The following is a 412-nucleotide window of genomic DNA, read 5'->3' on the forward strand; positions in this document are numbered from 1 at the left end:
CTATCTTTTTCATTTTCAATATAGCCAATAACTGGCTCATCTATATCAATAAAGACTTCTAAAGGCTCTTCAACTTCTGAATAAATCCTATTAGTCCGACCTCTTTCATCCAATACACCCTTCAAATAAACTCCATCTTTTTTACGGATGCGGTAAGAACTTTTTAAATAATCTGAATGAAGTCCAAGACTAGAAAAATCAATACGATGGCTAAATTTTTTAACCTCATCAAAAACTGGTTCTTTTAATATAGGTAAGGACATATTAACTTTCGCTCCACCCATAAACAAATGCTGCCCCGCCTTCGTCTTAAACTTGCCACCCGTGATCGGAAAAATACCTGAACCATTCAACTTAATCTGAGAACCTCCAGCAGTAATCACAATCTCTCTCGGACTAGTAATCTCAATTC

At 35.9% G+C, this 412-nt stretch carries 1 protein-coding gene; it reads right to left on the bottom strand.

Annotated features, from left to right (window positions below; all coding sequences use genetic code 11):
- Window positions 1-412 (bottom strand): DUF2345 domain-containing protein (locus IO68_RS31990; protein WP_034603950.1); only part of this gene is annotated, 412 nt, incomplete at both ends.

Source organism: Acinetobacter sp. COS3, from assembly GCF_000475335.1.
Taxonomy (GTDB): Bacteria; Pseudomonadota; Gammaproteobacteria; order Pseudomonadales; family Moraxellaceae; genus Acinetobacter; species Acinetobacter venetianus.